The organism is Psychrobacter sp. TB15 (assembly GCF_000511655.1).
Taxonomy (GTDB): domain Bacteria; phylum Pseudomonadota; class Gammaproteobacteria; order Pseudomonadales; family Moraxellaceae; genus Psychrobacter; species Psychrobacter submarinus.
In genome coordinates, this window is record NZ_AYXN01000015.1 from 182,089 (window position 1) to 208,464 (window position 26,376).

Below are 26,376 nucleotides of genomic sequence, written 5' to 3' on the forward strand. Positions count from 1 at the left end.
GTTAGCCAATCACATACTTGGTAATCATGGCAAGGCAGACCAGCACGATGACAGGACGAATCAACTTACTCCCCCCTTTGACCACCATATGCGAGCCAAAATAAGCGCCGATGGTTTGCCCAACCATCATCGCAAGGCCTACGATCCACAGCACATTACCACCTAAGATAAAAAATATAAGTGAGCCGATATTGGTAGATAAATTGAGTACTTTGGCCGCGCCTGTTGCCTCGATGATCTGCCGACCACGTAGCGCCACATTACCCAGCGCAAAAAACATGCCTGTCCCTGGCCCGATATAGCCGTCATAAAACCCAATCAATGGCGCCACAATTTTTTGCCACTTGGCCTCTGAGATACGCGGCGCCGCTTCCACCTCGCCAAGCCTGGGCGCAAACAAAGTATAAATCCCAATAGCGGCAATCAAAAACGGAATCAGTTTTTCGAGTAGATCCGGCGGCGACATCTGTACAGCGATGGTACCGATGACTGAGCCAATAAAAGCCCCGACAATCGCCACCTTTATACTTTTAGGGTTGATGACGCCTTTTTTTATCATTGTAATCGAGGCCGCTAGCGCACCCGAGGCGGCTTGTAGCTTGTTGGTGCCAAGCGTGAGCACTGGCGGGATATTGGCAAGTAGCATGGCTGGTATGGTGAGTAGTCCACCGCCGCCTGCGATGGCATCGATAAAACCGGCTATTGCGGCCACTGCCGTCAGCATTAAGATAATCTCTAAAGAGAGTGATACGTCCATGTTACTGGCCTTATAGTTACTTTATGATGAATAACTGCTGATGAGTGGGGTTCATTTATCGAAGACAAGCCTTAAGCTCTAGAGACTAGCATGCTGAATTGCTGCATTGATAGAATTGATAAAATCATTGACTCAAAAGGGCTAAAACAGCTTATTATAGAGTCAAACTAATAAGAAAACCCAAAAGCATGACAAATTCTGCTAAATTTATCTAAAGCATTTGTATATCAGGCGCTTTTTATCCGCACTGGACAGCATTTGCCAGCACACTATAGTCTCTAAAGCTTGACTCCTGTTTTTAGGACAACAACAGCAAATGCTGTCTTTGAGTAGAGTCTAGAAAATAAAAATTTTGCTTATTCGTATTGTTTTATAATGATATTTAGTGCATTAAATTTTTTATATTGAGAGATTTGTGAGAAACTAAAGCAAACTATTTGTCATCTTATAAAATATAAGTAGAACGATCTAAGTTGACGGTATCAATTGAACAAATGAGGATGATATGGCAGTAAAAAGATTTAAAGCATTTCTTGAGCTCGAGGCGTCAGGCGGCATTGTATTAGCGCTGGCAGCTATCGTGGCGATGATTATTGCCAATAGCCCTCTTAGTACTTGGTACGAATCCTTTATTCATGCGCCAGTCGCCATTCAGATAGGTAGCTTTGCGATTGCCAAAGATGCCCATCATTGGATTAATGATGGTTTGATGGCGATTTTCTTTTTTTTGGTCGGTCTTGAGCTCAAGCGCGAAGTGCTCATCGGCGAGCTGTCCAATGTCAAACAAATCATTTTGCCAGCCGGTGCCGCTATCGGTGGTATGGTCTTCCCAGCCATCGTGTATATGGCCTTTAACTATAACGAGCCTGAATTTTGGGCAGGTTGGGCTATTCCAGCGGCGACGGATATTGCCTTTGCCCTTGGTATCTTAAGCTTACTTGGCAGCCGAGTCCCTAACTCACTAAAAGTGTTTTTAGTATCGATTGCTATTTTCGATGATATTGGCGCTATTTTGATCATTGCCTTGTTTTATACCAGCGAACTATCCCTTGAGTCATTGGCCTTTGCAGGGCTATGCTTGCCATTTTTGTATTTGCTAAACCGTCGCAACGTGACCAGTATCACTCCCTACCTGCTCATCGGCGTTATCATGTGGATAGCCGTCCTCAAGTCGGGTATCCATGCGACATTAGCGGGCGTGGTGTTGGCGTTGTTTATTCCTATGTTTGATCGCACTGACCCTGAGCACTCCCCTGTCGAAGAGCTAGAGCACGACCTACACAACACCGTGGCTTTTGGTATCTTGCCCCTATTTGCCTTTGCCAACTCAGGCATCTCGCTCAAAGGCGCAGGGTTTGCAGAGCTGTTTCACTCTGTACCGCTGGGGATTGCCGCCGGTTTATTTATCGGTAAGCAATTGGGTGTCATGGCGATGTGCTGGTTGATCTTCAAGCTCGGTATCTCAACCATGCCAAAAGGCATGAATTATAAGCAAATTTATGGTGCTGCGCTATTATGCGGTGTGGGTTTTACCATGAGCTTATTTATCGGTGGTCTTGCCTTTGGCGGCGGCTCGCCATTATTCGATGAGCGCTTAGGTATTATCATGGGCTCTATCGTCTCTGGGGTTGCAGGTTACCTCATGCTCAAAGTCAGCCTAAAAGACAACGTCAGCGGCACCTCAGTGGACCTAACGCGTCATTAATACGGTTGCGCCGTGCAGTGATAGACTACTTGCAGTAATGGACGATAGGGCGTTTAAGCATTATTGAATAAAGCCTATTAAAGGAAGCTTACTATGCTGTTATCTAGGCTGTTATCTAGACTGATTTTAGTAACGGTTAGTAGTAGTGCTCTGTTACTTGCAAGCTGTGCGACGTTGTCAGTGGAAGAGTGCATGGTCGGTAACTGGCAAGCTATCGGCTACAATGACGGCGTAGCAGGCTATCCTCCTAGTAGGCTTGCTGCGCATTCAAAAGCTTGCGCTAAAGCCAATGTCGCCGCGGATTATGAATCTTGGGAGCGTGGTCGTCAGTTAGGTCTTAAGCAGTACTGTACTGTGAATAATGCCTACAATATCGGTCGTCGTGGTCTTGAGCTAAACCGTGTTTGTCCAGCTAGTAGCACCATGAGACTACAACAAGCCAATCAGCAAGGCCGCGAATATTACCGTTTGAATAAACAGCTTAACGATGACAGAGCGCTACTAGAAGAATACGAGGCAGACTATACTAAGCTGCGTGCTGGGCAAATGCTCGATTTTGAAGACGAAAAAGAAGCGCGCCGCTATCTGCTATCGCTACCGGCAAAACTGCGAAGACTCGAACGCGAGATAATCTACACTGAAAGACAGCTTAGCCGCTTAAACTATGTCCATCGCGACTAACTACGATTAGCTTGTTATCTAGTCTTATCCGCGTGCACAAAGCAGCTGTTATAAAGCGCTGATGAAGCCGTCTGTATCTTGAGAGCAGTAACGTCACTGCTATAATAAAGGCAAGCGACACTCGCAAAACGGTGCTACAGATATGGCTAACTATAACGGTATACAGACAGGCAGCTATCAGCGTCATGGTCGTAGCACTGCTATCGATGACCATACTGAGCTGCAAGTACTCAAGCGCATTAGACGCTATTTATTACCAAAAGACTTTCAGATTGACCCGAAGTTATTGGCTGAGATTGTCGAGGGTTACGACATCGGTGATCCTCTAGTCGATCAATTGGCTGCTGATAATATTCGCTTTGCTAAGCCTTTACAGCAGCTCATCTTGCCAGCGAATACGGCTCATACTCAGCCAGATGCTAAGCGAGCGGCGAACGATAGCATAGATGACGACATCCTCGCCCATCCCGCTTTTATCACTCTAACTGAGCAATTTAGCGCTCATCCTGACTGGTTTGATCCTAAGCTGGCAGAGATCGGCGCTATCGCCTATCGCCGCTATCCGCTGATGCTAATATGGCTACTGCGTAATGTTGCGCTAATGGCAGGTTATAGTATTCCGGCGCTGTCTTTACCGCTGATTCAGACTGGGGCATTAATGCACGATGCACTGCCGCGTTTGATGCGTACTTACGCCTATATTTTGGCGGTCTCTGAGCATCCACAGCTAAACGATTCTGCTCAAAATAAAGCGCCTCTCTCGCAAGTATTAGCGATTGGCTCTGAGGGCTGGCGTCAGTCGATTCAGGTGCGGCAAATCCATACCTTAGTGCGGCAAAAACTGCTCACCGGTAAACTTACCGCAGCGGATGGCGTGATTAGCACAAGCGCTCAGCATCATAATTCTGATGGCAGCTGGAATAGCGACTATTGGGGTCTGCCGATCAATCAGACCGATATGATTGCAACTCATCTACAATTCTCGTTACTGATTATGCGCGGGCTGCGGCTGTTAGGCGCGCGTATCAGTAGCGAAGAAGCTCGCGGCATTCTGCATTTATGGAATTTGGCCAGCTACTGGATGGGCGTGGATTTAGCGCGTTTACCGCAGACGGAAGCGGCGTGCTGGGAGTGGCTGTATACTTATTTGTCCATTCAGCAGCTTGATTTTAAGATGGGACAACCCTTAGCCAAAGCGCTGCACGACTTACCGCGTCAGCTCATGGGTGAGGATAATCGCAAAGGCCGGTTTGTGGAGATGGTCAATGCTAGCGTCACTCGCACCTTAGTCGGTGATGATATCGGCGATGGACTACAGCTGCCCAAATCGAAAATTCGTTTTGGCGTATTAACCTCAGTACCGATTTTGTTTGCGCTTGATACGGCACGCCAGCACAACAGTACTATGGCGGCGAAGCTTGAGCAGTTTCGTGCTAAGCGCCAAGACAATATGAACTGGTGGCTGAAAAAAAACGACCGTTATTATAAAGAATCATAACTAAAGAGTCATAACAAAGGTTTAACTAGGGCGTGTCCCTATTTCAAAAATGATGATGAAAATGAGATAAATCGCAGGCAAACAAGGAAAATAGCGAAGGTAATATCAAGATATTGACCAGCTATTTGACATCGTTTGCCAAAGATTTAGCCATTTTTAGCCCATTTAGTCATAAACGCTTGAATTAGGGACACGCCCTAGGCTGTAGAGTAGCGCATATCGTTAGCGGTCTAACTCAACTCCTGAGTCTTTTAGACGATAATACCACTCAAGCTGACGATCAAATCCGGTCTCTAATAAGCTGGCGATGACCTTGCCGGTTAGGCCCCAAACGGTTTCGCCATCCACCTCCCAGCTTGGCGTGAGTATCGTTGCCGTCTGCTCAAGCATCGTATACTCTATGGCATACTCGGTTGTCGGCTGAGTGATCAGCGTCTCGAAGTCCGCCCAAAAAATGCGCGATATCTCGCCGATCTCAGGGATCAAGGGCAGGTCTGGCGCGATAAGTGCTACGATAGGACGGACACTCATCCCACTCTTTGAGGTCTGAATCGGCAGCTGACCGAGAAGCTGGACTTTATTAGGTAGCAGCGCAGTCTCCTCATAAGCTTCACGCAGCGCGGTGACCACGTTATTACCATCCCCTAGCTCATACTTACCGCCTGCACAGGACACCTCTCCTGCGTGGCTTTTCATGTGCGCTGCGCGGCGAGTCAGTAGCAATTTCGGCCTGCGCTCACGAGTAATCGCTACGAGTACGGAGGCATCAGCGATAGGGGTCTGATATAAGCTCTGTAGCACTCGCTCGTTATAGGTTTTGTCGTAGAGGTTATAATCAGAGGCGCTCACTAAAGTATCAGACGACTTGTCTGGTAACGTCTTCAGCGTTCGTTGTTGCACGCGCTCAGCCAATTGTCTAAGCTTAGGATGACGAATAAAGGCAGGCCGCGCTACGGTTAGCTCATCAAAGCTCTCAAACTCATGAATTACTGTCATTATTACTGCCTATTTTTATCATCAGTAGCCTGTATATGGGATCATCTTAGCATGTCAGTAGTGCCAAGTTGATGACTGCGTAGGCCAATTTAGCTGCCCTGCACCTCCAGTCATCTATATCGCATACCATTTATAATATATGGCATCAATGACGGACTACATTTCCTGCTTTATCGTCTACATATAGTCAATTCGAAATAAAATCGATACATTCATATTGCCGTGCGACTGGTACAAATTTTCTTTGCTTGCTGTACGCTTCGCACTTTTCGATGCTGCGCAACATTCATTCTCATAGCACTGTATCGGTTTTAAAGCGGATCAGCTATAGTGTTTTTTTGTTCTTGAATAGGAGCATTATGATATCGCGCCCTGCTAATACTAAAAACTATGCTATCTTAGGGCTCTGCAAGCTGAAACGTTAAAGGCTTGTTAGCTAAAAATTTCTAGGTTCTCAATTAAATAAGGCAGCTGTTATGCAATATTGTCTCGAGTGTGGTCATGAAGCCGAGCGCAAAATCCCCCCTACGGATAATATGCCGCGCTTAGTCTGTCCTAACTGTAACTACATTCACTACGAAAACCCTAAAATGATCTGCGGGTCGCTAGTGATTTATGAAGACAAAGTGCTCTTATGTCGCCGTGCTATCGAGCCGCAATATGGCCTTTGGACGTTGCCAGCAGGCTTTATGGAAAATGGTGAAACCATGGCAGAAGGCGCGGCGCGCGAGAGCTTTGAGGAAGCCGATGCAGTGGTCATTAACCCGCAGCTTTATTGTCTTTATGATATCCCTGATATCGGTCAGATCTATGTGATTTACTTAAACGATCTAAAAGACGGCGCTTATGGTATCGGCTCTGAGAGCTTAGATAGCGCGCTATTTAAAGAAGAAGATATCCCGTGGGATGAGATCGCTTTTGAGGCGGTGAGACGCACACTCAACAACTACTTCGCTGATCGTAAGCAGTTCGATAAGCGTGAAGACTTCCCGATCCATCAAGATCAGATTGCCAAAGACAAAAGCATTAAGCGTTATTAACACTTAATTGTAATAGCTTATCGCTTAACGCAAAAAAGCCAAGCATCGTGCTTGGCTTTTCTTCTTTTCAAATATCAGTAACGGCTAACTGTTAATTTTACAAACCTTAAAGCCCAGATCTTTTACGCTGTCCTCTTTATCATAAGGCGCTAGCACCGCACGCACGTGCTGTTGGCCTTGCAGGTACTGCTTAGCCACACGCTGTATATCTTCAATAGTCACCGCCAATATCGCCGCGCGCATCTTACGCTGCCAGTCCTCGCCGCGATTATGCAGATTGGCAAAGCAAGCCTTAATCGCCTCCCCTGCTGGCGAGCCGGGCTTATCCATACCCGAGATGATGCCCAGTATCGCCTCTTCTAGCTGCTCAGCGCTTTGCGGCTCACTCAGTAACCACTCGATACTGGCCTCAAAGTGCGCAAAAGTCTCAGCGCAGTGCGGGTCACGGTAGCTGAAAAACTTAAAGGCACAAGCATTAGCATCATAGCCGGCGCCGCCGCCATAAGCGCCGCCGCGCTCACGAATGGCGCTATGCAAGTAGCCATTACGTAAATAAGGCGCAAGCACCATAAGCGCTGCTGTATCTGGATGGTCAGCAGCAGGTACGCTATAAGCGCTAGCGTTGTGATAGACGTTAGTCGCAACCAGCCAAGCTAAGTCCTCAGCGATAGGGTCACTCTCCAGCGCCTTGACAGCATCTGGCTCGCCGTCTAGCGCTGGATCTAATTCAAGCTGAGTAAACTCACTTGGGATATTCTCCTCTATCTGCTTAGCATTTGCTGTGGATGACTTAACGTCCTGCCAGCTATCTACAATCAGATCGCTTAAGCGCTCGGTTTGCTCGGCCTCACAGATGATAACGGCGTGCTTAGGCAGGCTCAGCAAGCGCTGATGCAGCGCCATCAAGCTAGTAGCCAGCTCATCCCATTTGTTATCGTCATAACTTGCATGGGCTAAGAAGTCTTTTAGGGCATTAAGCGCGGGCAGACCGCTACGGACATACTCTAGCTGCGCTTGACGGCTCATCGCTCGGCTCGCCGTTTGTAGTGCGTAGGCATGGCCTGCACTGGCCAGACGCGACTGCCAACTGGCCTGACGCTGCTGCAAAATCTCCTTGATACGGTCATGCTCTTCAAAGACACTATGCTGCATCACCTCTTTTAGCAAGTCTATCGCTTCCGTCTTACGGTTCAATGCGCGAGTTGCCACCACAAAGTAGCTGCTAATCGCATGACTGTCATCGATAGCAGTACGTTGGCTGATACGGGCGGTCACGCCTGATGAGTGCGCCGCCTGCTTCGCTTGCATCTCATAAGCGTCAAGCTCATCTGTACCGAGCTCTGAGAGTAAGCTTAGATAAATCGGCAGCAGCGGATGATTAATCACCTCGTTCACTGGCAGGTTGCTCGTATCCTGATTGCCAATCGCATCAGTCAACGGCACAATCACTTGATAATAATACAAGCCATTAGTGCCTGCCTCGTATTCAAACAAAGTGCTGTCCTGTCCGCTAAGCATTACTTGCTTTTGCGTGCCTTGCTTAAAACTAATATCGGTTGGTACATCTTCTAAGCCCACTTTAGGTAATAAGCTTAGATCATCAGGCGCAGCTTGACGCGCCGCTAGATCTAGCGCTTGCTTTTTAAGGATTGCCTTATCATCTTCGGTCAAATCCATAGCGATAGTATCAAGGCGCACTTGCTCAGCGGCAGCTAGGCGCGCTGATTTTTCGCTATCAGGAACCAAAGTCACGCGCACTCGGTGATTATTATCGAGTAGATGCGTTTTAATCAAATTAGGCAGCCACTGCTCATCTTTTACTTGTTCGCGTAGCCAAGCCAAGTGCTCATCGACCTCCCACACGTCGATAGGATTGCCGTCGTGAATAGCGGTGCTAAAGCCTTCTAACATCAAGTTTAGACCATAAGGCATACTATCTCCGCCGATATGACGCTGGTCAATCTCGATCTGATGCAGTATTGTCTCGATAGTATCAGAATCGATAGGCTTGCTTGCGACATCAGCAAGCAAGTCCATAATGCCTTGCTCCACCGCCTCAGCATATTCAGGCTCAGAGCCACGCAGACCAGTATAAAACACCATTTCATAATGGCTATCGTCCAGACCTAGTAGCGGACTGGGCGACGTGCCTAGTGGATGACTATCTAGATAAGCCCGTAGTGGCGAGCCGGCATGCTCGATCAGCACGCCTTCGAGTAAACGCAGTGCCAAGCGCTGCTTAGGGTTAGTAATCGAAGGCAGTAGCCAAGCGAGGACATGGTGAGTCTGATTAGGACCGGCTTCGTCGGCAGTATAAGTATCGACAGCACTAATTGGTGCTGACAGACGCACTTCTGGACGCGAGACGTGTTTTTTGCCCGCGGCGAACTGAGTTAACGCATCATCATGAATCCGCGCTTGCGTCTCAGAGACCGGAATATTACCAAAGCTCATGATGACACTGTTTGCTGGATGATAATGGCTTTGATGAAACGCCACCAGCTCATTATGAGTCAAGTCAGGAATATCTGCAGGATCACCGCCTGAGTTATAGTGATAAGTCGTCGTTGGGAACAGATGATGGGCAACAGTATGATAGAGCTGATCGATCTCGCCGCTCATCGCCCCTTTCATCTCATTAAAGACAATGCCCTTAAACTGCGGTTTATCGTCCTCATCTAATTCAACGCGAATACCTTCTTGCGCAAAATCTAGCGGATGAATATTTGGGAAAAAAGCAGCATCGAGATAGACTTCGAGCAAATTAAAATAATCGTTTTTATTTTGCGTGGCATAAGGATACGCGGTCCAATCGGCCGCTGTCATCGCATTCATAAAGGTATTTAACGAGCGCTTAATCATCGAAAAGAACGGGTCGCGCACTGGGAATTTCTCGGAGCCGCACAGCGCGACATGCTCGAGCACATGCGCTTCACCCTTGGAGTCCATTGGCTGCGTACGAAAGCCCACCAAAAAAGCATTCTCACTACTAGGATGCGCTAAGTGATAGTGCATAGCGCCCGTTTTGACGTGTTGGCTGATGATGACGTCAATAGAGAGTGCTTCGATGTGACGATGCTCGATAAGCTCAAATGCCGGATGCAGAGTAAGATCCGCTGTAAATGTATCAGTCATAAATATCCTTGTGGCCTATTATTTTGCTCTTTGGTTCGGTGTCTAACTAGTCAGTGCTCTAGTCAGTGCTTTCGATGAAAAGTGTGTTAAGACGTTTATTAAAAAGTATCGTTGCTGCTAGATGGGGCTAGTGGTTTGATAAGTCAAGCTACAAGCGCTAACGCCCATAACTAGATTGACGTGATAAGTCTTAACTTTATAGTGCTATTCATAACCCCAATTAAATTATGGATTTTACTTAACAAAGCTCAGCGCTACTGCTACTATGAATGAAAGGATGTTAATAAAGGAGTCTATTATGGGTTACCAACATATCTTATTAGTCACCGACTTGCTATCGGATGCCGACATCGTCGCGCAAAGAGCGAAACGCGTGCTTGCCGGCTCGCCTGAGGCAAAATTATCAGTACTACACATCGTTGAAGACGATATGGTGCGCTTCGGTTATGAGCTGGTACCCGCGTCGAGCCTATCTGGCGAAACAGATGGCGAGAACTGGCAAGAAGCCAGAGCAAAACTGGCACAATTTCTTGATCGTAATGGGCTTAATGCGGTCAACTCTGAGGTGACAGCAGCGATCTCTAACGACCAAGGCATCGTCAACTACTGCAATAACAAGAACGTTGACCTGCTCATTATCGGACGTCATGAGCGCCGAGGTATCGCGGCTTGGTTAGTCGGCGCGACTGCAGACAACATCTTGCCTAATGCGCCTTGTGACAGCTTAGTGGTCAAGCTCGATCAGCCAGTAGCGACTTAACAGCGCCTATCAGTAGTGCTATAGTAGATATCATCAGCCACAAGGAAGACTTTATGAGTTATCAACATATTTTGTTAGTTACTGATCTTTTACCAGATGCTGATATCGTGGCCCAAAAAGCTAAGCATATCGTCTCTAACCGCCCGAACTCTAAGTTATCGGTACTACATATCGTAAAAGACACCATGGTTGGCTTCGGCTATGAGCTGGTGCCAGCGTCTAGTCTCTACGATGAGATCGATGATGAACGTTGCCAAGAGGCACGCGCTAAGCTAGCGCAGTTTTTGGATCGCAATGAGCTAAATGTAGTCAACTCGCAAGTGACTACCGCTATCTCTAGCAGCGAAGGTATCGTTAATTATTGTCACAAACACGAAGTCGATTTATTAGTCATAGGTCGCCATGAGCGCCACGGTATCGTTGCTTGGCTGAGCGGTGCCACCGCTGATAACATCTTGCCTAATGTACCTTGCGATAGCTTAGTGGTTCGGCTTGATAAACCAGATTAATCAAGCGTCATTCTATCCGTTTATTCGCATTTAAATCGGAAGACTAACTCTCAAACAAAAGCGTTGTGTAGCTACTATATATGACTACTATGTATAGCTGCTACACAGCGCTTTTTGCTGGCGCGATAAAGATTGCGCTAAAGCCATAACGCTGCATTTACTGAATAATATCAATAAAGGTCTGCCAAATCGGGCTTTGATGCCGGGCTTTGTGCCAAACTAGCCACCACGTCCTTCTTAGATCTATTCCCTTAATTTTGACAGGTACTAGACTTGCCTCCGCAAGCTCTTTTTCGATGACGTGCTGCGAGAGACAGCCCAGTCCTATATCGGCGTTGACCATATTTTTTATCGCTTCTGACTGCGCGATGGCCCGAACCACCTCCGCACCGGGTAGATACTGCAATAACTGCTCATCAATGATTTGCCGAGTGCCTGAGCCTGCTTCTCGCACGAGTAAGGGCAGCTTTGAGAGCTGCTCGGTGGTCAGCTCATAACCGCCGCCCGCTTCGTTATAATTACTCAATCCTTTTAGCCACCGGCTATCACGCTTGGCGAAGACCATCAAAGTGTCAGTACGCCAAGCGCGCTGCTCCAGCACTTTGCTATCGCTCGGCCTTGGCATACCTTCTACAAGCGCGATGTCGATATTAAGCTGTTCAATCTCGCTGATGACTTCGCGCGTATTGGCGATATACAGCTCGATGCTGGCTTTGGGCAGCGCTTCATATACCTGAGCCACGAGCTCGGGCAACACATAATTGCCGATAGTAGTACTCGCGCCAATATGCAACTGACCGGCTTGATGCTTATGATAATGCTCAAGGGTAAGCGCTTGTCCTAATATAGCCTGTGCTTGTACGTAAACGGCTTGGGCATTGCGATGAGGGTTGAGGTTACGGCCTACCCGCTCAAATAGCGGCATCTGTAGGCGCTCTTCTAACGCGGCCAAAGCACTACTGACCGCTGACTGCGACAAGTGCAGCTGCTCGCTAGCACGGCTTGTACTGCCCGTCTGATAAATACTGACAAAGACCGCCAGCTGTTTTAGGGTAATCTTTGGCAGTGTTTGGCTAGATTTGTCCGTCAAAATAAGCGTCCTGTAACGAGTGAGTCATTGATAGATAGAGACAAGCAAACTTATAGGTATCCAAGCTTTTAGCTTTCTTTTACCCAAAAAATCGATAATTCCTATCTCATCAATCTGTTTTTATTATATATGAGCTTTACTTATAATATCCATACATAAGCTAATGCCTGTCAAAACTATTAATAATTACGATGGCAACGCCTTAAAGTAACCTCAATAACAGCAGTCAATAAGCAAAAAAAACGCCCGTTAGGATCTAAATATGCCCTCTTTTATACAAGCCATAACTGATTATGTGCCTCGGTCTCGGCATCTAGCAGGGCTGATCGCCGTGCTCATCGGTAGCTTGTTTTGCTTATGGCTAAATACGAGCTTGGACGTCTGGAGTCACGGGCGCATTATAGGCTTATCTTCGTTGACCCTTGCTATCTTGCTTGGAATGATACTGGGTAATACTATCTATCCCAAGTTTGCGCCAAGTTTGGCAGCTGGCGTTGGTTTTGCCAAAGGAAAACTCTTGCGCTTAGCGATTATGTTTTATGGCTTCAAATTGACTTTGACAGAAGTGGCTGGCGTTGGTATGCCAGCAGTATTAAGCGACGCGTTAGTGCTGAGCTCCACCTTTTTATTAACCTATTGGATCGGTACTAAGCTGTTAAAAGTCGATAAAGAGACGACGTTGCTCATTGGCTCTGGCGCAAGTATCTGCGGGGCGGCGGCGGTTATTGCCGCGGAGCCTGTCATCAAGGCGGAAGCGCACAAAGTTACTATTGCGGTGGCAACCGTTGTCGTTTTCGGTACGATTGCCATGCTGCTGTATCCCTTTCTCTATCATCTCGGCTGGCTACAAGTGTGGCTGTCACCGCAAGATTATGGCATCTATACCGGCTCTACCATTCATGAAGTGGCGCAAGTCGTCGTCGCGGGCAACACCATCAGCGCAGAGGTTGGCGATACGGCAGTGGTGACTAAGATGATCCGCGTGATGATGCTTGCACCATTTTTATTGATTTTGTCCTTTCTGCTCACCAAAAGCGGTAATGGCAAAGGAGAAAAACTACCCGTTATGAGCCGAGTCAAGCAAGTCAAAGTACCTTGGTTTGCTTTCATTTTTATCTTAATCGTGCTGCTACATACTTGGCTGAATATGTCAGATAGCTTTGAGAGTACTATGGTCCTGCTCGATGATGTACTGCTGACTATGGCAATGTTTGCGTTAGGACTCACCACGCATCTCAGTGCGATCAAGCAAGCAGGCTCTAAGCCGCTTATTTTAGGCGCGATTATGTTTGGCTGGTTACTCCTTGGCGGTGGTCTAATTAATATAGGTATTAGCTTTATTTAGCCGCTATCGGCGGGTTATGCTTTGCATGCAACCCATAAGAGGGATAGCTCTCGACAGCCAAACCTTAAACGGCAGGCATAAAAAAACGAACCCTAAGGTTCGCTTTTTTTACATCTATTTATCTAATAGCTTGTCAATAAAAAGACAACTTAGATAGCAACGATGTTATGTGCTTGTGGGCCTTTTTGGCCTTGAGTTACAGTGAACTCAACTTCTTGGCCTTCAGCCAAAGTTTTGAAACCAGAACCAGAGATTTCGCTGTAATGAGCAAAAACGTCTGCGCCGTTTTCTGGAGCGATAAAACCAAAGCCTTTAGCTTCGTTGAACCACTTAACTGTACCTTTTTGAACGTCTGACATGTTGATAATCCTACTTTTTAATTTATTGATGGTCTCATTGACCGGTAACGCTTGCAAATAGCTACTGACGATAAATATTAAAACGAAGGATTATAACTAATACTACGAGGTAATGATTTGTGCAGAACTGCTCTTAAGCTTGTGCGTATTATAAAAGGCTTATCGTACTATCGCAAGTGATATATGGCTTTTTGTGTAACTGGTTACAAATCAGCGTTTTTTTGCGCTAACTTATTGGTTTATTGAGCATTTGGCAAGCGAAAAAGGTAAATAGCAACCCCTGTACAGACCACTGCGACAAGCCACGCTATCCAAATCAAACCCTCAGGCAAGCGATAAAACAGCATAGCTGTCGATATCGCCATCATGATGGTCGCAAGCCACTTAGCATAAAGCGGTACTGCATGATTTTCTTCCCAATCACGGACGTACTTGCCGAAGTATTTATGATTAATCAGCCAAAAGTGAAAGCGTCTTGAGCTGCGCGCCCAGCACCCTGCTGCCAACAGTATAAAAGGCGCAGTCGGCATCACTGGTAATACTACGCCAATGATACCTAACACAAAAAACAACCAGCCTAGTATCACAAACGTCCAGCGCAGCGCCGCGCTGTTAGACTGATTGGTCTTGGGACGATAATAAAAGGCTTTTTTGTCGGTCATATTGATTACATCAATGCTAATAGGTGTTTAAGAGCTATTTTTATAAAAAAATAATCATGCAACAAAGACTCATTTGGCTCAATATTGTTTTTGCGTTTTTATGTGGTTATTTCATGTCTAGCGGTCTGCCTCTACCATCTGCCTATAAAAAAACCACTGATAGCAAAGGCTAAAGTGGTTTTTACTTAAGTGGTTTTTGCTTAAGTGGTTTTACTGAGTATAATTACGCAAACTAGCCGCGCATTGATAAGCATCAAAAAAGGTGCTTATACTAATAGCAGCACAATCACCGTAAAGATGACGAAGTACACAAAGACGCCAGCGGTCGCATAAAACGTCTTAATCTCTTTATTATTAATCTTAATCTTGCTGAGCGTCGTGCCAAGCTTGAGCATAGAGATGGCAAAAAAGTAAAACGCCAAAGCCAGTAGCGTGATACTGATAATAAATATCACCACGGGAGCGACGATACCAAAAAAGGTCTCGGTGCCGGGGAACAGTATCTTACCTTTGATAACCAGTATCAGTAGTACGGCAGCCAGCCCCGACGCCGAGGCATGAAAAAAGATAATATCGTGCCAAGAAGCATCCGTTCTATAAAAGCTATTTTCGATACCGAAATGACTATCAGCATGGTCCACTTCGGTCGCCCCTCTTTTTCCGACGGCTCGATAGGCGTTTATCTTACTGACTGTAATCAGGAAGGTAAAAAAGGTAAAGGCAATCCACAAAAAGACGTACAAGTTCAAGCTCATAACTACCTCAAGACTTACATAATTATGCGTTCAATATATCATTTATATCAATCATATTATGTATTAATAAGACTAACAAGTGTACGGAGTGTTTATAAGCCTCGCTACATGATGGTTAGTTTGCGAGTATTAAGGTGGTCGAACTTGTTCCCCCTTTCTTACTGACATAAAAAAACCGCTACGGCTTGAGGCGGTAGCGGTACTTTGCCCTAGGTATAGTGAGTTCATTATAAAAACGATACAGCGGGACTGGGATGAATTTTATGCAGCCTCTGTATGCGTAGGCACAGCACGCCAGTAAAATTTATACCAGTTCCGCCTTGAAAAACTATGTCTCTATTTTATTTAGAATCGACTATAGCTAAAACTTAATTTTAGATACTAAGGATACTAAGGGTGAGTTGTCAGTTAAAGTAGCTAATAGATGTATGAATGCCATTCATTGTCATTCCTGATACGCTTGCATCACCGCTTACAAGTCGTCTATGATGATGCAGTAGCTATCGATAATAGCCATTCGCAGTACGGATTCATTAGCAGTACTGATCAAAAATAATGCAGCACCACTCAATCTTGTCGGGGTGCTTTGCTTTTAACCTTGTAACGATTGTTAAAACCATCGCTGAGACACACCCGTGAACCTGAAGCAGTTAGCACTGACGTAGGAAACAAGCATGACAGACCCTAAGCAGTCTATAAATAAGAGAAACCTCTACCTGATTCGCTGATCTGATAGCGCCTTACATGTTGAGATTTTGCCTTTCTTGTTTTGCCTTTTTTGTTTTATTTAAACAGCATCAGTCTGATTGTTTTCTATCATTAAAAAGGAAACAACCATGCAGTCGACCACCAAACTGACCCTCACCCTCGAATGGTTTTTGAACCCTGACCACCTGCCCTTTATCGCGGGTGTGACCACGGGCGCACATGAGCAAGCAGGGCTGGATATCACCATCATTGAGCCTGACGATCATTATGATGGCTTTGCTGAATTGCAAAACCAAAGTATCGATCTGCATGTAAATGAGCCGATCCATCTGTTTGAGCATTATGCGCCTAATCTGCGTGCGCTGGGCTGCTTTTTTGAGACCGATGGCGGCATATTGATGCAGCAATCCAGCATGGATAAATTAAAAAACAATCAACCGATTCGCATTTGCACCCCTGCCGCTGAAGAAAAAACCAATCGTATTGGCTTTGAGATATTAGCGCGCTATGCCAAGAAAAACGGCTTTAGTATCAGTCGTGACAATGTGAGCTTTGTACAAAAGGACTTTTATCATATAAAAAACCTGCAAGAAGACCCAAACCTCGATGGTGCATGGTTGTGCTTTTATAACTTTGAAGGGGTTGAAGCGACGCATGAAGGGTTAGACTTTACGTTTATCGATCAGAACCTGTCCCCTTATCCGAACTTCTCAGCGTTAGAGATTCTAACGACTGATGAGATCTATAGCGCAAAAAAGGACGCGATAGATACCTTTATCCAAGTCACCAATCAGATGACAGAACACTGTAAAAGTGAGCCTGAGTCTGCGCGCCGCATGTATTATGACTATAGTAAAACTGAGGCGGACGCGCTGATGGATGCGATTATTGATAATACGTTAGGCAGATTGATCACGCCGATCATGCCTGATGGAAATAAATGGCAAGAACTGCGCGAGATGCTAGCCGACATCGATATCGTGACGTTGAATGATGAGCAATATCAATCGCTGTGGGTGCTGTAGGCATTTTAGAAGTTAAGATATCTTGAATAATAAAAAACCGCTATCGTTTTACTGTGGCGGTTTTTTATAATGTGCACTAAGTCAACTATCAAACTATAGTAAAGCAAAAGTATGCTCAATAGGGGTCAGGATGCTAATTATTGCTAGAAATAATGTACATGAAAAATTAGATAACGACGACTATAATGTCGCGTTTTTAAACCCTGGACAAAGCTATGAAGTCATTGGAATAGAGTATGGATACTTTCGTGTCGTTCTAGACAATCTAGATGCAGCAATGGTTCACCCTATCTACTGTGATGTCCAAAACTATAAAAACGTCAATCTATGGGCGCAAGAGATCAATGACAAAAATTTTCATTTTACACCTAGAAAGTTTAATGACTATTCGTACTTTTTTGAGCGTTTCCATGATGGTGATATAGAATGTGTTAATACGTATATGCATTACTTAGGTACACTATTTGGCGTGCATTCGCTAAAAAATACAATATATGGCCTTTACCTTGAAGCTATTAGCAACGAAAAACTCATAATAAGTTACTGGCTTAAACAGTGGATGAAAAGCTTGTTTAAAGTAGAAAAGGCAATAAATTTAAGACAATTTAGTAAAGCAGATTGGCAGCAAAAGCTAGTAGAATTTTTTGAACCATAAAAAACCGCTATCGTTTTGCTGTGGAGGTTTTTTTATTTGATGATAATAGAATAATAAGATTATTGCTGCACGATACCAAGTTGCTTGGCTTCTTTGAGCCAACTTGGGAACTCTTCTAGCATGTTTTCATACAAGGCTTCTTCGCTGATATCGTCCAAATCATCGAGTTCAAAAAAGTCGCAATTATCAATCACGCGCCCTGTCATGTCGTCTAGTTTTTTGAGAATACCATAACCACGACCACCCAAGCCCACAAACTGCCAAAATATCGGGAGTTTCGCCGCTTCCGTCATGACTCTCGTGATACCGCGATTGTCATTCACCCCGCCATCACTGATAAATAGCACGTAGATAGGCACGTCTAAGCCGTCCTTTTGATAAAACTCAGTCACGGCCTTCATGACCTCTGCTTCGTTATTGATGCGCGGGCCAAGTGCCCATTTGCGCCAGCCGCCATGAGCGTTGTCAATGAAACCGTCATAGTTGCTCAGTCCAATCTCGCCTAAATACTGCGGATCTCGGGCAAACGCCCAACAGTCTAACGCTTGGTCGTCATCGAAGTTCACTGCCAATGGCAATAGGCGATTGACCACCTCCTGCACGCGACCTTTTTTGTATTGTCTATTCATTGAGCCTGAGGCGTCTAACACCAGTGCCACTTTTGCCGTTAGTTGCTGCAATTGGCGTTTCTCAAGCGATATCGTGGCTTTTTTGGCGAGGTTGACCAGTTTTGGCGCTTTGTCTAACATGACCTTCTCTAACGATGGTTTTGCTTGCACTGGCGTTGCCGTTACGTCTGCTGCTGTCGGGCTACCCTCTTCTACATCGCCACCGAAATGCTGCACGATGGCGGCAAGTCCACCATTGAAGCCTTGCGCGACGTTAGACACTCGCCACACGCCACTCTTGCGGTAAAGCTGCATCAGCATACTGGCTTGCTGCTGGGCAAAGTCTGCTGCTTGATATTCTGCCTGTGCTTTTTGCGATTGCTGCCAAATACCAATCTCTAACGATTGAATTTGATTGAGCGGGGTGTCGGCTGATAACACAAAAAACAAGCTGTCTATATTATCCGACAGTTTGGATAAGTTCACTTCAAACTCGGCTTGGATGCCCTTACTCGCCGTTGGTTGCGACTCATAATGGGTGAGCTTGATTTGCCCGCACGGTGAGGTTGGCTGATTGTAAAACACCATGTAATCATCATTGATCAGTTTGCCCGCTGCGTCTAAGGCAAAGCAGCTGATGTCCATCTCTATTGGACTTTGGCGAGTAAACTTAAGCGTGATTGGTGCGGTATCGTCAATAGCAAGGTTGCTTAGAGGTGCGCGTTGTCCGACGGTGAGATGGTTCATGGTGTTCCTAAGATGGGAGGTTATAAAACAATATCAGAACGGTAGTTCATCTGAGATTATTATAGCTTCTGTACCATTATCTTTAATTGGTACATTAAGGCTGCTTACTACATAAAGATTTAGTATATCGTCTCTGTCCATGAAAAGAATTTGGCTTCTTTTTGATGCATCCAGTTTATTACCCAGCCAATTTCTAGCTTGTTTAGTAATTTCTCCACCAGCTATAATAAAAGCATGGTCGACTAATACCCTTTTACTAGTTTCAGGGTCAAAAATCTCATGACCGAGCATCATTAACAATTGATTATAAATTTCAGCGACGTTTGCATTAGATGTTTTAGTAACTCCTGCTGAATCAAGCTTTCCTTTTTTGACTTGTATACCGAAATACAATACATGTTGCGTAGGCAAAACATAACGCATCCAAATATCCTTGCCATACTCAAGAGATTTATCTTTATGACCTGCTGCGGTGATGCGCTGATAGCCTAATTGTCGAAATAAAGGTAGTAAGACTTCTTCTATCAGCTGATCTTCAGAACAACTACTCAAGTACTCAGTAAGTTGCAAATATTTTTCCTGTTCTTTAGAAGTGAAGGGTCTATGAGGTGTAGAAGCATAGGTAGAGATTTTCTTCGTAGCATTATGACGAACGTAGAGTAAATCATCTTCTCCATAAAAAGCTTCGAAACCTTCACGAGAAAGTGGTTTATTCAACTCATCAAGCGCTTTCGAACGATCTGGATCATCTAAATGTGCATCAGACTTATGCATTAAGACCTGTAAAAAATTTAAAAACCGATTTGGTAAAGTGTTAGCTGCATCAGATGGCTCACATAGAAGCTCTTCTAATCTTTCAGCTACCCAATACTTACGAGTAGAACCATCATGTACAAAATCTAGGTCACATTCTTCAAAAAACTCTGTTATATAGCTACTAGAACGATAAGGAAAATGACCTTCATCTCCAGTTACTAGATTAGCAATAGCTTTCAAGTTTCTTGGTTTAAACCTCATAATTTGTACTCATCAACAACAAACTTAATTAACGACATTAGGTGAATTTGAATCAAAAATAGCTTCGAAAAACCCTTGCCTTACCTCTGGATCAGATAAGTTAAATTGACAAAAATGAATGCCTGATGGCTTAGCTGTATTAGAAAATAAACGACAGCTTAACTCTTCTGTATTTATTTCAACTACTAAGCCTGTGAAGTCAAGATTTAGACACTCTTCTAAAATTTTATAGTCCTGACTCGGAAAGTTATATTTATAGGTCTTATTATACGAAGGTTGGAAATAGCGGATTAGTCCTGCTTCAATCAAACTAACTTCTGCTTCTTTAGATATATTGCTTTCAGAAATTTTTTTAAATCTATTAAGATCAACTTTTTCATCATCGATTAATACGTCCTTATTTCTACCATCAATTTGAGAGATAAAAGCAGAGGGATTGAACTCCATAGCTATTATATATACCTCGTCATCAGGGTCATTATAAGCAACTTCTGCTAATATCTTCTGTAACGTAGAATGGTTTTTGAGGCGGTCTGTAATATTTCTATTCTTTTTTTCTGAATATGACTTACCAATGTATAGAACCTCTAAGTCTCTTAAATCGGGATTATTTGTACACCACCCAATATATGGAGTAAGTATATTAGCAGGAATATAACGAACTTCATTACCCTCATCATTGATCATTTGAAGCTCTCTATGAGGGTAGTCTGAAATTCTTATAGATGTTGCATCATCAGCAAACTGAAAAGGCATTTCAAAATTACTTTCACAAACGCTACCTTTTTTTCTATATAGAACTTCTCCATAAATTTTTTGATTTTCATTACTATATTCAGCTTTAGAAAAGGACAGTTTAGGCAATTTTGTAATCAAATATATATGTGAACTATTAAAAACATCTTTGGAATCATTATCTGATATCTTGCTATCAGACATTAGTTGATTTGATGGCGTGAGCACCCATCTATTAGAGTAAAAATGTAGGGCAAACTCTGATACATATTGTCTCTTAGAACTATTCACATTTATTTCCCTAGTTATAAAGTACTAATAGTATTACATAGGAAGCGTATGATCATCCTATTCTATAACGCATTCAATTGTTACGCTTTCATTACAGCTAGCTTGGCTTTCTAAACCTCGGACACTTCCACTGGTGTTTTACTCACGAAACCTTCCTTACTCAGCTTAACTTACTGCCTTTCAAGTAATAATACACAAATTTTCAGTTTTATCATATAAATACGACTACTATTCGATGAATGGATAGTAAGAAGTCATCTTAAACAACGACATACCCTAACAATCACTCTACCGCCACCCACATGAACAGCCATATACCAATATTGGCATAGAAAAGGTTGGAATCACACTGTCCTTAATATGGTCGTACTGTCCATCAGCATTTAGACCTGCAGTAGCACCCCCGAATGGCAGCAAAGAATCATGCGCGATAGACATATTGCCATACAGACAATAAAAAACGCCATCACTATTGTGACAGCGTTTTTTATTACTATAGATATTTATAATTTAATTACAGCGCTTTCAACTCCTCCATCTGCCCCGCCATAGTCTTAATCTGACCTTCTAACTCAGCCAGTTTCGCTTTCTCAGCATCGACCACTTCCGCAGGTGCTTTACTGACAAAGCCTTCATTACCTAGCTTACGCGCGATACCTTCGGCTTGCTTTTGTAGCTTATCAAAAGATTTACCCAGACGTTTTAGCTCAGCAGTTGGGTCAATCAGCCCTTTCATGGGTACAAGGACGCGTAGCTGGCCAACCATGCTCGATGACGATAGTGGCGCCTCATCACCGTCTTTTAGAAGGGTTAAGCTCTCCACTTTCGCTAATGCCTTAAATTGATTGGCAATGCGCGATAGGCGCTGCTCTTCTTCACTAGAGATATTTTGTAGTAGCACAGGCAAGCGCACCGCGTTACCGAGTTTCATCTCGCCTCTGATATTACGGACGCTAGCGATCAGCTCTTGTAGCCAGTCCATATCAGACTCGATTTGCTCGCTAATCAGCGCGCTATCGGTTTGCGGGTAGTCAGCGATGACGATGCTGTCGGTGTTTTTGCGATTTAGCAGTGGCGCAATGGTTTGCCAGATCTCTTCGGTCAGATACGGCATGATTGGATGGGTAAAACGTAGTGCCGTCTCTAGCACGTGCAGTAGTACATAGCGGATTTGCGCTTTACGCTCGTCAGACACCGAGTCATCATTGAGACTGGCTTTGGCAAGCTCAACGTACCAGTCACAGTACTCGTTCCAGATAAACTCATAGATATCATGGCTGACCATATCGAGACGATACTGGGCGAAATGCTGATGAATGTCTTTGATGCTAGAGTTCAGACGGCTCATGATCCATTTTTCTGGTAATTCCCATACGTCAGGGTTAGCCGTTTGGTCAATAGGCAGCGCGCTCCCCTCTTTATCGACACAGTTCATGAGGACAAAACGGCTGGCGTTCCAGATTTTATTACAGAAGTTACGATAGCCCTCAACGCGTTTCAGATCAAAGTTGATATCGCGACCCGTACTGGCAAGGGAGGTGAAGGTAAAGCGCAGCGCATCGGTACCGTAGGCTGGGATACCCTCTGGGAACTCTTTACGCGTTTGCTTCTCAATCTTCGCCGCGTCTTTTGGGTTCATCATATTGCTGGTGCGTTTTTCTACTAGCGTTTCCAAATCAATACCATCGATGATATCGATTGGGTCGAGCACGTTACCCTTGGATTTGGACATTTTTTGTCCTTGGCCATCACGGACGAGACCATGGACATAAACGGTCTTAAACGGTACTTGCGGCGTGCCATCGTCGTTTTTCACGAAGTGCATGGTCAGCATAATCATGCGCGCGACCCAGAAGAAAATAATGTCAAAGCCTGTCACCAGCACGCTAGTTGGGTGGAAAGTCTCAAGCACCTTTTTATCGGCAGCCGGATCAGCCCAGCCTAGTGTACTAAAGGTCCATAGTCCTGAGCTAAACCAAGTATCGAGCACGTCATCGTCTTGGCGCAGTTTGATATCGTCACTTAAGTTATATTTAGTGCGAACTTCCGCCTCATCTCGGGCGACATAGATCTCACCCGTCGCATCGTCATACCACGCTGGGATACGATGACCCCACCATAGTTGACGACTGATGCACCAGTCTTGCAGGTCGGTCATCCACGCCATATACATGTTTTTGTACTGCGCGGGGACGAACTCAATATCGCCATTCTCGACCGCATCGATCGCAGGACCAGCCAGTTTATTGACTGCCACATACCATTGATCGGTCAACCACGGCTCGACGATGACGCCGCTACGATCGCCGCGCGGCGCTTTAAGCTCGTAATCTTCAATACTATCTAGCCAGCCCTCTTCTTGCGCTTGTGCTACCATCTTGACACGGGCGGTAAAGCGCTCGAGACCTGCGTAGCTATCGCCTGCGTGGTCGCTTGGCGTTGTCTCCAAGTTAGGCTCACGCGTTTGCAAATCAGGGTAGATTTCCATCTGTGGCAAGATATTGGCATGGGCATCCAATACATTAATCAGCGGCAGCTCATGACGACGGCCTAATTCGTAGTCATTAAAATCGTGGGCAGGCGTGATTTTTACGCAGCCGGTACCAAACTCAATATCGACATAATCGTCGGCGACGATAGGAACGATGCGCCCTGTGATTGGCAAAGTAATGGTCTTGCCCACTAAATGTGCGTAACGTTCATCGCTCGGATTGACCGCGACAGCAGTATCGCCAAGGAGCGTTTCAGGACGGGTGGTGGCAACGACTAGATAGTTTTTGCCATCTTGGGTCGTTAGGTCTTTATCCGTGAAATGATAGCGAAAATGCCAAAGGTTACCTTTTTCATCATGGTTTTCGACTTCAAGATCTGACAGCGCGGTTTGGAACTTAGGGTCCCAATTAACCAAACGCTTACCACGATAGATAAGACCTTCGTCAAACAGACGTACGAACACTTCTTTGACCGCATTGGACAGACCGTCATCCATGGTAAAACGCTCACGCGACCAGTCGACTGAGCTGCCAAGCCTACGAATCTGAGTCGTAATATTATCGCCCGACTCTTCCTTCCACTCCCAAATTTTATCAATAAAAGCATCGCGGCCTAAATCATGGCGACGGATACCCTCAGCGTTGAGACGACGCTCAACCACCATTTGGGTGGCGATACCGGCGTGATCCGTACCCGGCTGCCACAGCGTATTGTCGCCATCCATGCGGTGATAACGCGTCAGCGCATCCATGATTGCGTTGTTAAACCCATGTCCCATATGCAGCGAGCCCGTGACATTTGGCGGTGGCAGCGCGATAGAGAACGACTCATCTTTATCAAAGGTTGGCTGAAAATAACCGCTCTCTTCCCAGCCTTGATACATGCCCGCTTCTACTGCGCTTGGGTTATAAGCGTTCTCTAATTGGCTTAGCGCGGCTTGGATAGACTGGGTTAGGTTGGTGTTAGTATTAGAATTGCTCATAGTGGCCTGGTCTTTTATTAATAATGAAGGTAAAAAATAGGTATAAATATAGGGTTAATAACGAATAGAGTGATTTTAACGCAGATAGGTTTATTTTGTTAGCGTTAAGGTGATTTATCGGCGCAGATTTCAGCGCTATTATTAATTCTTATTAGGGCGTGTTGAACATTCACAAATGCGCACTGCTGATCGCTACTAGTTTATCAAAGCTGTGTTCTAGTCGTCGTTAAAATTGCAGGTAATGCTTATTGCATTGGTTAGCTGATTTTATTTAAACAGTCGCAACGACTAGGGCGATTTTAGCATCAGCCCTCACGACAACAACAGGGACAGGACTATTTTTTGCCACTTTATTGATAAAAATAGACGCTTAGAACAACTAAACTTACCATTTTTATCTGCAAATCGCCTAAAAAATAGTCTCTGTCAGTGCCATGGTCGAATGTTCAACACGCCCTAAACAATCAACAACAGCAATCCGTCTAAACCTAAATATAATGGAGCATATCACTTTTACCGCAACGGCTTAATACTAAAATAATGACACTAAAAGATTAACACTGAGATATTAAGAATGAAGCACATTGAACATTAAGTATATTCACAATACTGTTACTAGCCATACAAAATAGCGAGCCTGCCGTGCCCCAAAATAATGATAAATCCCAAGACTTAGCAAACGACACTTTAGATTCTCAAAGTCAGCACGATATAGAGAGAAACAGTACAGATTCTGATACGGTAGCGACCGATAAAGAGCCTCTAGAAGCTAGCGAAGATAAAGTTAATGATGACGTCGATGGCAGCGTCAAAGATGATGCTAATACTGACAAAGAAAATTCGTCACAGGATGTCGACGATAGCGCGCCTAGCAATGATATCACCGAAAATCTCAGCGATGAAGACTTCCCAGAAGAGTTCACTCAGGAAGAAAAAGAAACTATCAAAAAAGTCGCTAGCGACGACAACTTAAGTAAAGCCAAAAGCTCAGCGAGTATCTTAGTCGAGCAGTTCATCGATGCCAAAGAAACTTTTGGACGCTCGTTAGGCTCGTTATTTACCAGCGCCTTTACTGCGGGGTTAGAGATTGGCATTAGCTTTTTTGTGATTTTGTCTGCCTTCGCCCTGCTCAAGGGTGTCGTACCGGATGACTACGCTATGGTACTGTCCTCCTTACTGTATCCGATTGGCTTTATTATTGTCGTTATTGGACAGTCGTTATTATTTACTGAGCAAACCTCCCTACTGAGCTTGCCTGTGCTCAATAAAATCGAGCCTTTGCATAAATTGCTGCGACTTTGGGGCATCGTTATCGCGGGTAATGTCGTCGGCGGTTGTCTGTTTGCCGCTTTGATGATTGGCCTAGGCCTTAATATGGATCTATTTACCGTAAGCGCTATCAATGCTTATGCCGAGCATGTTTTAGGCTTTGAGTGGTGGGTCATCTTTGGCAGCGCAGTACTCGCCGGCTGGATGATGGGCATTGCCGCCTGGCTTGTGACCTCCGCGCGCGATACCATTAGTCGCATCGTCCTTGTGACACTGATCACAGGGAGCATTGGCTTTTTGGGTCTGCATCACAGCATCGTTGGCAATATCGAAGTATTCGCCGCCTTAATGTACGGCACTACTGTGGGTATATTAGATTATTTACTATTTTTGGCAGTCGTATTAGCTGGTAATACTGTTGGCGGTGTGGTGTTTGTGGCGGTGCTTAAAAACCGTACCTTCTTGTTTGATGTGGCTAAAGTTCGCGAAGAAAGCGCTGAGGATAAGTCTAACAAGTTAGCAAGGCTTAACGGTCGCAAGCGCTAAAAGTCTCC

At 45.0% G+C, this 26,376-nt stretch carries 21 protein-coding genes and 1 riboswitch; of the genes, 10 read left to right on the forward strand and 11 right to left on the reverse strand.

The features are described 5' to 3' along the window. Window position 1: 1 nt before the first annotated feature. Window positions 2-757: a TSUP family transporter gene (locus W234_RS0103590; protein WP_025644820.1), complete on the reverse strand. Its 756-nt coding sequence runs from the start codon at window positions 755-757 to the stop codon at window positions 2-4. Window positions 758-1,262: 505 nt separating this feature from the next. Between W234_RS0103590 and nhaA the strand changes: the two genes are divergently transcribed. The 3 genes from nhaA to W234_RS0103605 all read left to right on the forward strand — a co-directional run bounded on the left by nhaA (window position 1,263) and on the right by W234_RS0103605 (window position 4,641). Further along, window positions 1,263-2,462 (forward strand): Na+/H+ antiporter NhaA, encoded by a 1,200-nt coding sequence (gene nhaA / locus W234_RS0103595; protein ID WP_025644822.1) that lies wholly within the window; start codon window positions 1,263-1,265, stop codon window positions 2,460-2,462. Between the two features lie 93 nt (window positions 2,463-2,555). Next, window positions 2,556-3,143, forward strand: a complete 588-nt coding sequence (locus W234_RS14145) for a DUF2799 domain-containing protein (protein WP_051397398.1) — start codon at window positions 2,556-2,558, stop codon at window positions 3,141-3,143. Window positions 3,144-3,285: 142 nt separating this feature from the next. Further along, window positions 3,286-4,641 (forward strand): oxygenase MpaB family protein, encoded by a 1,356-nt coding sequence (locus tag W234_RS0103605; protein ID WP_025644826.1) that lies wholly within the window; start codon window positions 3,286-3,288, stop codon window positions 4,639-4,641. A gap of 222 nt (window positions 4,642-4,863) precedes the next feature. On the opposite strand, the gene W234_RS0103610 is transcribed toward W234_RS0103605, so the two are convergent. Further along, window positions 4,864-5,637: an NUDIX hydrolase gene (locus W234_RS0103610; RefSeq protein WP_037058808.1), complete on the reverse strand. Its 774-nt coding sequence runs from the start codon at window positions 5,635-5,637 to the stop codon at window positions 4,864-4,866. 476 nt (window positions 5,638-6,113) lie between these two features. On the opposite strand from W234_RS0103610, the gene W234_RS0103615 reads away from it, so the two are divergent. Further along, the gene (locus tag W234_RS0103615; protein ID WP_025644830.1) at window positions 6,114-6,677 is read left to right on the forward strand and encodes an NUDIX hydrolase; all 564 of its coding nucleotides are present in this window, start codon (window positions 6,114-6,116) and stop codon (window positions 6,675-6,677) included. Between the two features lie 84 nt (window positions 6,678-6,761). Here W234_RS0103615 and W234_RS0103620 read toward each other — a convergent pair whose 3' ends face one another. Beyond that, a complete protein-coding gene (locus W234_RS0103620) occupies window positions 6,762-9,812 on the reverse strand; it encodes an insulinase family protein (RefSeq protein WP_025644832.1) in 3,051 nt (1,016 codons plus the stop codon). A 298-nt stretch (window positions 9,813-10,110) separates the two neighbouring features. Between W234_RS0103620 and W234_RS0103625 the strand changes: the two genes are divergently transcribed. Next, window positions 10,111-10,572, forward strand: coding sequence for a universal stress protein (locus tag W234_RS0103625; RefSeq protein WP_025644834.1), 462 nt, complete (start codon window positions 10,111-10,113; stop codon window positions 10,570-10,572). A 53-nt stretch (window positions 10,573-10,625) separates the two neighbouring features. After that, window positions 10,626-11,081, forward strand: coding sequence for a universal stress protein (locus W234_RS0103630; RefSeq protein ID WP_025644836.1), 456 nt, complete (start codon window positions 10,626-10,628; stop codon window positions 11,079-11,081). Window positions 11,082-11,238: 157 nt separating this feature from the next. Here W234_RS0103630 and W234_RS0103635 read toward each other — a convergent pair whose 3' ends face one another. Next, window positions 11,239-12,171: a LysR substrate-binding domain-containing protein gene (locus W234_RS0103635; protein WP_037058811.1), complete on the reverse strand. Its 933-nt coding sequence runs from the start codon at window positions 12,169-12,171 to the stop codon at window positions 11,239-11,241. Between the two features lie 262 nt (window positions 12,172-12,433). Here W234_RS0103635 and W234_RS0103640 point away from each other — a divergent pair, with 262 nt between their 5' ends. After that, window positions 12,434-13,516 carry a YeiH family protein gene (locus W234_RS0103640; RefSeq protein WP_025644839.1) on the forward strand — a complete coding sequence of 361 codons (1,083 nt, stop codon included), beginning with the start codon at window positions 12,434-12,436 and terminating at the stop codon, window positions 13,514-13,516. 149 nt (window positions 13,517-13,665) lie between these two features. Here W234_RS0103640 and W234_RS0103645 read toward each other — a convergent pair whose 3' ends face one another. The 3 genes from W234_RS0103645 to W234_RS0103660 all read right to left on the reverse strand — a co-directional run bounded on the left by W234_RS0103645 (window position 13,666) and on the right by W234_RS0103660 (window position 15,292). Next, window positions 13,666-13,875, reverse strand: coding sequence for a cold-shock protein (locus W234_RS0103645; RefSeq protein WP_025644841.1), 210 nt, complete (start codon window positions 13,873-13,875; stop codon window positions 13,666-13,668). A 239-nt stretch (window positions 13,876-14,114) separates the two neighbouring features. Then, window positions 14,115-14,537, reverse strand: a complete 423-nt coding sequence (locus W234_RS0103650) for a YbaN family protein (RefSeq protein ID WP_025644843.1) — start codon at window positions 14,535-14,537, stop codon at window positions 14,115-14,117. A gap of 266 nt (window positions 14,538-14,803) precedes the next feature. After that, on the reverse strand, window positions 14,804-15,292 hold the full coding sequence (locus tag W234_RS0103660) for a hypothetical protein (protein ID WP_025644845.1): 489 nt from the start codon (window positions 15,290-15,292) through the stop codon (window positions 14,804-14,806). Window positions 15,293-15,859: 567 nt separating this feature from the next. Continuing rightward, window positions 15,860-15,977, forward strand: a riboswitch (TPP riboswitch). Window positions 15,978-16,128: 151 nt separating this feature from the next. Between W234_RS0103660 and W234_RS0103665 the strand changes: the two genes are divergently transcribed. Continuing rightward, window positions 16,129-17,025 carry an ABC transporter substrate-binding protein gene (locus W234_RS0103665; protein ID WP_051397399.1) on the forward strand — a complete coding sequence of 299 codons (897 nt, stop codon included), beginning with the start codon at window positions 16,129-16,131 and terminating at the stop codon, window positions 17,023-17,025. Between the two features lie 130 nt (window positions 17,026-17,155). Beyond that, a complete protein-coding gene (locus W234_RS0103670) occupies window positions 17,156-17,680 on the forward strand; it encodes a hypothetical protein (protein WP_025644849.1) in 525 nt (174 codons plus the stop codon). 59 nt (window positions 17,681-17,739) lie between these two features. On the opposite strand, the gene W234_RS0103675 is transcribed toward W234_RS0103670, so the two are convergent. The 4 genes from W234_RS0103675 to W234_RS0103690 form a co-directional block, all read right to left on the reverse strand. Then, window positions 17,740-19,035, reverse strand: coding sequence for a VWA domain-containing protein (locus W234_RS0103675; protein ID WP_025644851.1), 1,296 nt, complete (start codon window positions 19,033-19,035; stop codon window positions 17,740-17,742). A 33-nt stretch (window positions 19,036-19,068) separates the two neighbouring features. After that, window positions 19,069-20,052 carry a hypothetical protein gene (locus W234_RS0103680; RefSeq protein WP_025644852.1) on the reverse strand — a complete coding sequence of 328 codons (984 nt, stop codon included), beginning with the start codon at window positions 20,050-20,052 and terminating at the stop codon, window positions 19,069-19,071. 24 nt (window positions 20,053-20,076) lie between these two features. Further along, window positions 20,077-21,078, reverse strand: coding sequence for a hypothetical protein (locus tag W234_RS0103685; RefSeq protein ID WP_025644853.1), 1,002 nt, complete (start codon window positions 21,076-21,078; stop codon window positions 20,077-20,079). Window positions 21,079-21,592: 514 nt separating this feature from the next. After that, window positions 21,593-24,553 (reverse strand): valine--tRNA ligase, encoded by a 2,961-nt coding sequence (locus W234_RS0103690; protein ID WP_025644854.1) that lies wholly within the window; start codon window positions 24,551-24,553, stop codon window positions 21,593-21,595. Window positions 24,554-25,195: 642 nt separating this feature from the next. Between W234_RS0103690 and W234_RS0103695 the strand changes: the two genes are divergently transcribed. Beyond that, on the forward strand, window positions 25,196-26,368 hold the full coding sequence (locus W234_RS0103695) for a formate/nitrite transporter family protein (protein WP_025644855.1): 1,173 nt from the start codon (window positions 25,196-25,198) through the stop codon (window positions 26,366-26,368). Window positions 26,369-26,376 lie beyond the last annotated feature (8 nt).

Excerpts from the sequence above, each read along its gene's own strand:
- W234_RS0103610 (WP_037058808.1), bottom strand. The coding sequence starts at position 5,637 with ATGACAGTAATTCATGAGTTTGAGAGCTTTGATGAGCTAACCGTAGCG.
- nhaA (WP_025644822.1), top strand. The coding sequence starts at position 1,263 with ATGGCAGTAAAAAGATTTAAAGCATTTCTTGAGCTCGAGGCGTCAGGC.
- W234_RS0103660 (WP_025644845.1), bottom strand. The coding sequence starts at position 15,292 with ATGAGCTTGAACTTGTACGTCTTTTTGTGGATTGCCTTTACCTTTTTT.
- W234_RS0103680 (WP_025644852.1), bottom strand. The coding sequence starts at position 20,052 with ATGAGGTTTAAACCAAGAAACTTGAAAGCTATTGCTAATCTAGTAACT.
- W234_RS0103625 (WP_025644834.1), top strand. The coding sequence starts at position 10,111 with ATGGGTTACCAACATATCTTATTAGTCACCGACTTGCTATCGGATGCC.
- W234_RS14145 (WP_051397398.1), top strand. The coding sequence starts at position 2,556 with ATGCTGTTATCTAGGCTGTTATCTAGACTGATTTTAGTAACGGTTAGT.
- W234_RS0103630 (WP_025644836.1), top strand. The coding sequence starts at position 10,626 with ATGAGTTATCAACATATTTTGTTAGTTACTGATCTTTTACCAGATGCT.
- W234_RS0103675 (WP_025644851.1), bottom strand. The coding sequence starts at position 19,035 with ATGAACCATCTCACCGTCGGACAACGCGCACCTCTAAGCAACCTTGCT.
- W234_RS0103615 (WP_025644830.1), top strand. The coding sequence starts at position 6,114 with ATGCAATATTGTCTCGAGTGTGGTCATGAAGCCGAGCGCAAAATCCCC.
- W234_RS0103590 (WP_025644820.1), bottom strand. The coding sequence starts at position 757 with ATGGACGTATCACTCTCTTTAGAGATTATCTTAATGCTGACGGCAGTG.
- W234_RS0103640 (WP_025644839.1), top strand. The coding sequence starts at position 12,434 with ATGCCCTCTTTTATACAAGCCATAACTGATTATGTGCCTCGGTCTCGG.
- W234_RS0103650 (WP_025644843.1), bottom strand. The coding sequence starts at position 14,537 with ATGACCGACAAAAAAGCCTTTTATTATCGTCCCAAGACCAATCAGTCT.
- W234_RS0103620 (WP_025644832.1), bottom strand. The coding sequence starts at position 9,812 with ATGACTGATACATTTACAGCGGATCTTACTCTGCATCCGGCATTTGAG.
- W234_RS0103605 (WP_025644826.1), top strand. The coding sequence starts at position 3,286 with ATGGCTAACTATAACGGTATACAGACAGGCAGCTATCAGCGTCATGGT.
- W234_RS0103665 (WP_051397399.1), top strand. The coding sequence starts at position 16,129 with ATGCAGTCGACCACCAAACTGACCCTCACCCTCGAATGGTTTTTGAAC.
- W234_RS0103645 (WP_025644841.1), bottom strand. The coding sequence starts at position 13,875 with ATGTCAGACGTTCAAAAAGGTACAGTTAAGTGGTTCAACGAAGCTAAA.
- W234_RS0103690 (WP_025644854.1), bottom strand. The coding sequence starts at position 24,553 with ATGAGCAATTCTAATACTAACACCAACCTAACCCAGTCTATCCAAGCC.
- W234_RS0103670 (WP_025644849.1), top strand. The coding sequence starts at position 17,156 with ATGCTAATTATTGCTAGAAATAATGTACATGAAAAATTAGATAACGAC.